Source organism: Kitasatospora sp. DSM 101779 (assembly GCF_025655475.1).
Lineage (GTDB): Bacteria > Actinomycetota > Actinomycetes > Streptomycetales > Streptomycetaceae > Kitasatospora.
Genome location: NZ_JAHTIK010000001.1, coordinates 7,871,221 through 7,878,920, shown reverse-complemented (window position 1 = coordinate 7,878,920; position 7,700 = coordinate 7,871,221). Strand labels below are relative to the sequence as shown.

General features: G+C 71.9%; 7 protein-coding genes. 1 reads left to right on the top strand and 6 read right to left on the bottom strand.

Going from position 1 to position 7,700, the window contains the following annotated elements:
- From KSNIM_RS36070 to KSNIM_RS36060, 3 genes are all read right to left on the bottom strand, one after another.
- Window positions 1-1,472, bottom strand: a 1,472-nt coding sequence (locus KSNIM_RS36070) for a hypothetical protein (protein WP_263107400.1), incomplete at its 3' end; no start/stop codon positions are given.
- A 119-nt stretch (window positions 1,473-1,591) separates the two neighbouring features.
- Window positions 1,592-1,759, bottom strand: a complete 168-nt coding sequence (locus KSNIM_RS36065; protein ID WP_263107399.1) for a thiomuracin/GE37468 family thiazolyl RiPP peptide — start codon at window positions 1,757-1,759, stop codon at window positions 1,592-1,594.
- Between the two features lie 38 nt (window positions 1,760-1,797).
- On the bottom strand, window positions 1,798-2,862 hold the full coding sequence (locus tag KSNIM_RS36060) for an LLM class flavin-dependent oxidoreductase (protein WP_263107398.1): 1,065 nt from the start codon (window positions 2,860-2,862) through the stop codon (window positions 1,798-1,800).
- Window positions 2,863-3,183: 321 nt separating this feature from the next.
- On the opposite strand from KSNIM_RS36060, the gene KSNIM_RS36055 reads away from it, so the two are divergent.
- A complete protein-coding gene (locus KSNIM_RS36055; protein WP_263107397.1) occupies window positions 3,184-5,205 on the top strand; it encodes a radical SAM protein in 2,022 nt (673 codons plus the stop codon).
- A gap of 43 nt (window positions 5,206-5,248) precedes the next feature.
- On the opposite strand, the gene KSNIM_RS36050 is transcribed toward KSNIM_RS36055, so the two are convergent.
- The 3 genes from KSNIM_RS36050 to KSNIM_RS36040 are packed head-to-tail and all read right to left on the bottom strand — an operon-like array spanning window position 5,249 to window position 7,700.
- The gene (locus KSNIM_RS36050) at window positions 5,249-5,851 is read right to left on the bottom strand and encodes a response regulator transcription factor (RefSeq protein WP_263107396.1); all 603 of its coding nucleotides are present in this window, start codon (window positions 5,849-5,851) and stop codon (window positions 5,249-5,251) included.
- Complete coding sequence (locus KSNIM_RS36045) at window positions 5,848-6,966, bottom strand: sensor histidine kinase (protein WP_263107395.1); 1,119 nt, start codon at window positions 6,964-6,966, stop codon at window positions 5,848-5,850. The genes KSNIM_RS36050 and KSNIM_RS36045 overlap by 4 nt, the downstream gene beginning before the upstream one ends.
- The gene (locus KSNIM_RS36040; RefSeq protein ID WP_263108241.1) at window positions 6,963-7,700 is read right to left on the bottom strand and encodes an ABC transporter permease; all 738 of its coding nucleotides are present in this window, start codon (window positions 7,698-7,700) and stop codon (window positions 6,963-6,965) included. The genes KSNIM_RS36045 and KSNIM_RS36040 overlap by 4 nt, the downstream gene beginning before the upstream one ends.

Genomic DNA, 7,700 nt, shown 5'->3' with positions numbered 1-7,700 from the left:
GCTCCGGCCGCCGCGACCACCGCGGCGCGCACCGCCCCGGACCAGTCGGGCCCGGACGCCGCGGTCCGCGCCGGGAAGACCGCCGCGGCCTCGACCTCGACCGGCTCACCGGTCAGCACGTCCACGCCCTGCAGCCGGTCGCCCCTGCGGGGGTCGGACATCACGGCCGCGTAGCGCTCGAACGCGCGCCGCACGGCCCGTTGGCGGGATTCGACGACGCTCTCGCCGTAGCCGTGCACCGGGAAGGGGCCGCCGGCCAGGCCGACCGGGTCGGAGACCACCACCTCGCTGACGAACAGCGGCAGCTGTTCGTAGTCGCGCTCGGTGATCTCCGCGAACACACCGGTCCGGGCGTCGACGCACTCCACGGCGCGCCGGCCGAGCTCCTCGTCGTCGACGGGCGGTGCGGCGGACAGGACGGCCGGTCGGGCCGGGTCGTCGGGGACGGCGGGGAGCGCCAGCGGGTGCGGCAGGAAGGCGTGGGTCGCTGTCTCCAGGGTCTCCAGGTCGAACCGGACGAGCCGGTCGGCCGCCCCGCCCCGGTCGATGCCGGTCAGGTGGCGGAACGCCGCGAAGCAGAGCTGGTTGGCGACCAGGGCCACGGTCGGGCCGCGCAGGAACTCGCTCGGTGCGAGCTCCAGATGGTCGCGCAGGTCCGCGCCGGCGAGGTCCGGTGCGAGCGCGCACAGCCGCCGCCAGGCCGACTCCCAGGCCGTGGCGTCGCCGTCCTTGCCGATCACCGGGCCGATCCACGCCTCGTCACCGACCGCGACCGCCTGCGCGAACGAGGCGTCGGCGGCGCGGGCGGCCCTCGGCAGTCGCAGGGCGCGCCCGATCATCGGCCGGTCGGCGACGTGCAGCACCAGGTCCGCGCCGGCCACCAGCCGGTCGTCGTCGGCGGCCTCCAGGTAGGCCACGTGCTGGTCCGGGTCGAGCGCCCGGGCGGCGGTCAGGTGCTCGGCGACGCGGCCGCGGTCGAACGGGGACTCGGCGAACGGTGCGACGGACGCGGTGCGCAGGCCGGAGCGCAGCTGCGAGTTGGTCAGTGCCTGCAGCAGCGGGCCCGCACCCGACAGCACGACGGCGGCCTCGCGGTAGCGTTCGAAGCGCAGTTCCGGTGAGTCGACGAAGTACTCGACGAAGGCGATGTTGGCGGCGTAGGTCCTGGCCAGGTCGGCGGTGAGGGTGTGCGGGCGGTCGTCGAGGACGTCCTTGACGTAGCCCTTGCCCAGCAGCAGCAGGGTCAGTTTGGCGAGCGCGGCGCGGCTCTGCTCGGGCACGGTCGCGCACAGCTCACCGAGGGTCCTGGTGCCGTCCAGCAGCGGTGCGATCCGCTGGATCCACTCGTAGGTGGACGCGCCCTTGAGCATCGATCCGCCGAGGTTGCTGCGGATGTACGCGCCCTCGGGCACCCGCATGACGTACACGTCCCCGCGCAGCCGCGGCCGGATCCGCGCCACATGTGCTTCCATGACCACCGCTTCTTCTGGCCGAACTGATGACAGGTCAGGGGGAGGACCGAGAGCCACCCGGTCCCCGTTCACGAACGCGCACCGGCTAGAGCACGAGTGCCGGAAGGGTCAGCACCCGGTCAGGTGCAGGAACAGCACGGGCAGCAGCAGCAACAGCTGCTGGCGCCGCCGGAAGCCGACAGCTCGGTCAGGCCGTAGCCGGCCGTCACGGACGCGGGCACCACCTCGCCCAGGTCGACGAGTTCGAAGGCGCTGTCGTCCAGCACCAGGTCCTCGAATCCCTCCATGTCTTCACACCCCCCCTCGTGGTCCGGGTGACGGGTCGTCACAGTGATTTCACTTCGGGCAGCACCTCGGTGCAGAAGAGCTCCAAGGTCTGCCCAGCCTCGGCGAGCGGCATCGCACCGAAGTCGATCTGCCACAGGATCTGGTCGACGCCGCCGATGTGGTCGTTGAAGGCGCGGATCCGGTCGACGACCGTGGACGGAGAACCGACGATCGCGCCGCCCTCGGTGAAGAGCTGGGCGGGCTTCAGGCCGCGCAGCATCCAGCCGAACCCGGAGTAGCCGCGGTACGCGGTGGACTCCCTGCGGTCCCAGGCGTTCACGGCCAGTGCCCACACGTCCAGGTAGCGCCGCAGGTGGGTCTCGGCGATCCGCTCCGCGTGCGCGTCGGTGTCGGCGACGACCAGCGGCAGGCTGGCCGCGACCCGGGGGCGGAGCCCGGTGCCGCCGTGCGCGGCGTGGAACGCGTCGCGGTAGAGGGTCAGCTGGTCGCGGAACTCGTGCGGCGAGATGAGCGGGGTGATCAGCAGCCCCAGCCCTTCGGTGCCCAGCCAGGTGAAGCTCTCCGGCGTGCGCACCGCCGCGCCCCAGGCCGGCGGGTGCGGCTGCTGGGTGGGCCGGGGCAGACCGGTCACGTCGCGGTAGGAGAAGAACGGGGTGTCCTCGCTGACCTTCTCCTCGGTCCACAGGCGCAGCACGGCCCGTACGGTCTCGCGGAACCGGTCGGTGCTCTCCTCCATGGCCAGGCCCAGCGCGTCGAACTCGTCGGGCAGGTAGGCCCGGGCGAATCCGACGTCCAGCCGGCCGCCGCTGATGGCGTCCACCTGCGCGGCCTCCGCGGCCAGTTGGATCGGGTGGTGGAAGACCGGCAGGACGCAGCCGGTCATCAGCCTGACCGAACTCGTCCGGGCGGCCACCGCGGAGAGGAATCCGAGCGGGCTCGGGCAGTAACCGCCGTAGTAGTGGAGATAGTGCTCGGTCATCTTGATGGAATCCAGGCCACCGAGCTCCGCTCGGACCGACAATTCCAGCGCGTCGCTGAAATAGGTCTGCGGAGATTTCGTCTCGGGCGTGCAGTCAGGGAGGAAGGAAAGCCCGAAGCGCACCGGTACCACTCCTTGAACCGGATATCCGGGGGTGTCCCGGGATATCCGCGAGATCGACGTCTGCGGTGGTCATCCACCCGGGCCGGGGCCAGTTGGTCTGCAGCCGTGGCCAGTTGGCATGGGGCCGGGGGATCCGGGCCGACGCTACATCGACCCACGGAAGTCGTCAATATCCAACATCCGACCCGGCCGCGCAGGAAAGGATTTCAGCCCGGGGCCGGTATCCTCCGGGATACTTACGATACAAAGCGCGGGTTATTGACGATGTCACCTTGCGCTGCGACGGTGTGCATCAGTTGCCGACTGCACGGATTGGGAGCCATGACCTCCACCTCGCCGGCCGGGGCGGCCGCGAAGAAGAAGACCGTCCAGCTCGTCGAGTTCACCGCGATGCACGGCGTCCGGTACAGCGTCACCCTCGGCTATCTGAAGGCCACCTCGGTCGCCGACCCGGTGCTCGACGAGGCCTGCGAGTTCCGGATCAACGTGCGCGAGCAGAGCGGCGGCGAGCGGGCCGTGACCGAGCTGCTGGACTCCTGGGACGAGCCGTTCGCCGTCGCGTTGACCGTGTTCTTCTGGAACCGCGCCCAGTCCCTGGAACTGGCCCGCCGGGTGAAGGAGCGCTGGCCGGACTGCCGCGTCGTCCTCGGCGGGAACGACGTCAGCCACCAGCAGGACCCGCTGTTCGCCGAGGCGCCGTGGGTGGACGTGCTGGTCCACGGCGAGGGCGAGCTGCGGTTCCGCGACCTGGTCCGCTGCTTCCTGGCCGGGGGCGACCTGGCCGGCGTCCCCGGCATCAGCTACTGGTCCGACGGTGCGGTCGTCACCACCGCGGACGCGGACCGGATCACCGATCTCGAGCAGGTCGTCTCGCCGATCCTGACCCCGGTCTACTCCGACGAGGAGATCGCCGGCTCGTCGATGATCGTCTACGAGACCAACCGCGGCTGCCCCTACAAGTGCGCCTTCTGCTACTGGGGCGGCGCCACGAACTCCAAGGTACGCCAGTTCGACCTGGACCGGATCTTCGGCGAACTGGACCGGCTCGTCCGGCTGATGCCGACGGACGCCACCCTGTTCATCGCGGACGCCAACTTCGGCATCGTCGCCCGGGACCGGCAGATCGCCGAACGCCTCGTGGAGCTCACCCGACGCTACGACAAGCGGCTGATCATCAGCACCAACTGGGCCAAGAACGGCAACGACCGCATCGTGGAGATCGCCGGCATGCTCCACGCGGCCGAACTCACCGGCGCGATCACGCTGTCCGCGCAGTCCTTCGACCCGGACGTGCTGAAGATCGCCAACCGCGCCAACATCCGCACCGACCACTACCGCCGGCTGCTGTCCCGGTTCCGCGCGCTGGACGTGCCCACCTACACCGACCTGATCTGGGGCCTGCCCGGTGAGACCTACGACTCCTACCTCGCCGGGGTCGAGGAGGTGCTGACCGCGGGCGGCTCGCCGGTGATCTATCCGCTGCTGCTGCTCAACAACACCGAGTACTCGCGGGAGTCGTTCCAGGACGAGCACAAACTGACGGCGCGACGGATGCCGGCCGACGTCACCAACCCCGAACTCGTGGCCGAGGTCGTCGTCGCCCACGGCGACATGACCGCCGAGGAGTGGGTGCGCGGCATGGCGTTCCGCGTCTCCATGACGCTGTTCCAGAAGATCCTGCTGCGCTGCGCGCTGCGCGTCCTGCACGCCACGACCGGCGTGCGCATGGTCGAGCTGTGCGAGCAGCTGTGGTCGTTCCTGCTGGAGGACTGCGCCGACCCGTTCCTGCGCGCCGTCGCCCGCAACGTCGCCGCCGCCCACCGGGAGCCGGCCGACCTCGACGCGGCGCTGCTGCGCACGGTGATCGGCGACCGGGTCGTGGTGCCCGAGGAGGTGCACTTCCAGGCCCTGCTGTGCCGCGCCGTCGGCACCGAACGCACCACGAGGGACCTGCTGACGGCGGCGGTCGGTTGGCTGTGCGACCGGCTGGCCGCTTCCGGGCACGAGATCGACCGCGTCCTGGTCGACGGTGCGCTGACCCTGGACATCGCGGCGACGACGATCCTGCGCGCCAGCCTGCGGGCCGAGCTGGACGAGGCGGAGTTCGCGGTGCCGCGCAGGGCCTGGGAGCTGCTGGTGGAGGCCGGCGACGTACCCTCCGGCCTGGACGCCGGCGGCCGGGGCGCCACCGTGCGGGGCACCGTGTGGGCGCCGCCGCGCTGGGTCCACTACCCGATCAGCGTCTACGCGCTCTCCATCTGGCACGGCACCGGCCGACCCCTGCACGACCTCCTGTTCGCCCTGTCCACCGGACCGGCCCGGAAGCCGCTCCTCCCCGCCTGAGCCCCCGGGGAGTCGGGGTGCGGGGGCGGGGCGCCCTCCTCCGCTACAGCCAGCCGCGCGACCTCGCCGTCCTGGCCGCCTCCGTGCGGTTGCGCGCGCCCAGCTTGGCCATCGCGGTGGACAGGTAGTTGCGCACGGTGCCCTCGGCCAGGAACAGCCGGGCCGCGATCTCCACGTTGCTCGCCCCGTCCGCGACCGCGCGCAGCAGTTCACGCTCCCGGTCGGTCAGCGGATCGGCCGCGTCCCACGCTGCCACCGCGAGTTCCGGCGCGACCACGCGCTCCCCCGCGTGGACGCGGCGCAGCGCCGCCGCGAGTTCGCCGATCGGCGCGTCCTTGAGCACGTAGCCGGCCACCCCGGCGTCGACCGCGCGACGCAGGTAGCCGCTGCGGGCGAAGGTGGTCACGATCAGCACCCGGGTCGGGTCGCCCGTCCGGTTCAGCTCCGCGGCCAGGTCGAGGCCGGTGCGGCCGGGCATCTCGATGTCGGTCACCAGTACGTCGGGGCGGTGCTCCCGTACGGCGGCCAGTGCGTCGTCGCCGTCGGTCGCCGTCGCCACCACGGCGATGTCGGGCTGCAGGTCCAGCAGGGCGGCGAAGGCGCCCAGCACCATGCCCTGGTCCTCGGCCAGCACCACCCGGATCACCGGGCCGCCGCCCCGAGCGGGACGGTGATGGTCAGCGTCGTACCGGCCGAGCCGCTGCGCTGAACCGCACCGCCGACCTTCGCGATCCGCTCCCGCAGCCCGGTCAGCCCGGTGCCCTCCGGCGCCGAGCCGCCGATCCCGTCGTCCGCGATCACCAGCCGTACCCTCCTCTCGTCCGCGTCCAGTCCGATCCGGCAGTGCGAGGCCCGCGCGTGGCGGGCCACGTTGGTCACCGCCTCGCGCAGCGCCAGCCCGAGTTCGTGCTCGACCGCCGCGACCAGCAGCAGCCCGTCGTCACAGTCCACGCCGAGGCTCACCCCCGTCCCCGCCAGCGCCCGTCGCGCCGCCTCCAGTTCGCTGCGTACGGTGGTCCGCCGCCAGCCGGTGACCGTGCTGCGCACCGCGGCCAGCGCCTCGCGGGCATTGCGTTCGATCTCCTCGGCCTCGGCGCGCGCCCGGTCCGGATCGACGGGCACCAGCTCTTTGGTCAGCTGAGCGCGCATCACCACGGCGGTCAGCGAGTGCCCGAGCAGGTCGTGCAGGTCACGTGCGATCCGCTCACGCTCCGCGAGGGTCGCCAGCAGCTCGACCTGCGAGCTGCGCAGCCGCTGGTTCTCCCACTCCTGCCACCGGTCGCGCTGCCTCAGTTCGAGCAGACCGATCACCCAGATCAGCACGGACGCCGACACGAAGCCCCACAGCCGGTAGGGCATCGGCACCCGCGAGACCGCGGCGGCGGCGCCGTTCAGGACGGTCAGGGCCGCGAACCACGGCCGCGCCCCGCGCCAGGACAGGGTGTCGCCCACGACGGCCGCCGCGTAGACGAACAGCACGCTCGCGTTGGTGTTGAACGGGGTGGCCAGTGCGCCGATCGCCGCCAGCGGCACGATCGCCGTCCGGACGTGGCCCGCGGCCGGACCGCGCAGCAGCTTCAGCGCGTACAGCGCGGCCGTGGCGGCGCACACCGCGATCGCCAGCGGCCACTCCCACCACGCCGGGCGGGGCGAGAAGTACGGCTGCGCGGGCACGAACAGCAGATAGCCGAGGTGGACCCAGTCCCAGGTCCGCAGCCTTGCGGTGGCCGACCCGGAGGCGGCCGCCCGTGGGACGGTCACGTCCGGGCGTGGCGGTGGGCCAGCATCGCCAGTCCGAGCGTCGCCGCCGTCGTCACCAGCAGGGCGAGGATGTGGATCAGCATGCTGCCCCGGCCCAGTTGGGCGAGCCCGAGCTGGGCGAGGTGGTAGGTCGGCAGGAACCTGGCGATCTGACGCACCGTCTGCGGCAGGAACTGGATCGGGATCCACAGCCCCGACAGTACCGCCAGCGGGAAGAGCAGCGCATTGAGCAGTGCGATCGTCGCGTTGGTGCGGAACCGCAGCCCGACCGCCACGCTGGCCAGCGTGAACGGCACGGTACCCAGCAGCAGGACCAGCGCCACCCGTACCAGCTGCCCGGCCGAGGCGTGCAGGGTGCCGAAGGCCTCGGCGGCCGCCCCCATCAGCGCAAGCACCCCCACCCCGTACAGCAGCGCGGCCGTGGCCTTCGCGGCGAGACTGATCCCGATCGGCACGGCGGAGACCCGCTTCATCCGCAGCCAGCCGAGGTCGCGGTCCTGCGCGACGCCGATCCCCGGCTGCAGCGCCGCCACCGTGATCACCCCGTAGGTGCCGAAGGTGGCCACCATCGCCGTGCCGGCCGGGACGCCCCCGGTGACCTTGTGGCCGTAGAGCAGGTTGAACAGCACGAAGAACCCGACCGGCATGAGGATGCTGAAGAACAGCGAGGTGGGCTCGCGCACGATCGCCCGCAGCTCGTCCCGCAGCTCCACTCCGAAGACCCGTGCCGTCAT

Excerpts from the sequence above, each read along its gene's own strand:
- KSNIM_RS36065 (WP_263107399.1), bottom strand. The coding sequence starts at position 1,759 with ATGGAGGGATTCGAGGACCTGGTGCTGGACGACAGCGCCTTCGAACTC.
- KSNIM_RS36055 (WP_263107397.1), top strand. The coding sequence starts at position 3,184 with ATGACCTCCACCTCGCCGGCCGGGGCGGCCGCGAAGAAGAAGACCGTC.
- KSNIM_RS36040 (WP_263108241.1), bottom strand. The coding sequence starts at position 7,700 with ATGACGGCACGGGTCTTCGGAGTGGAGCTGCGGGACGAGCTGCGGGCG.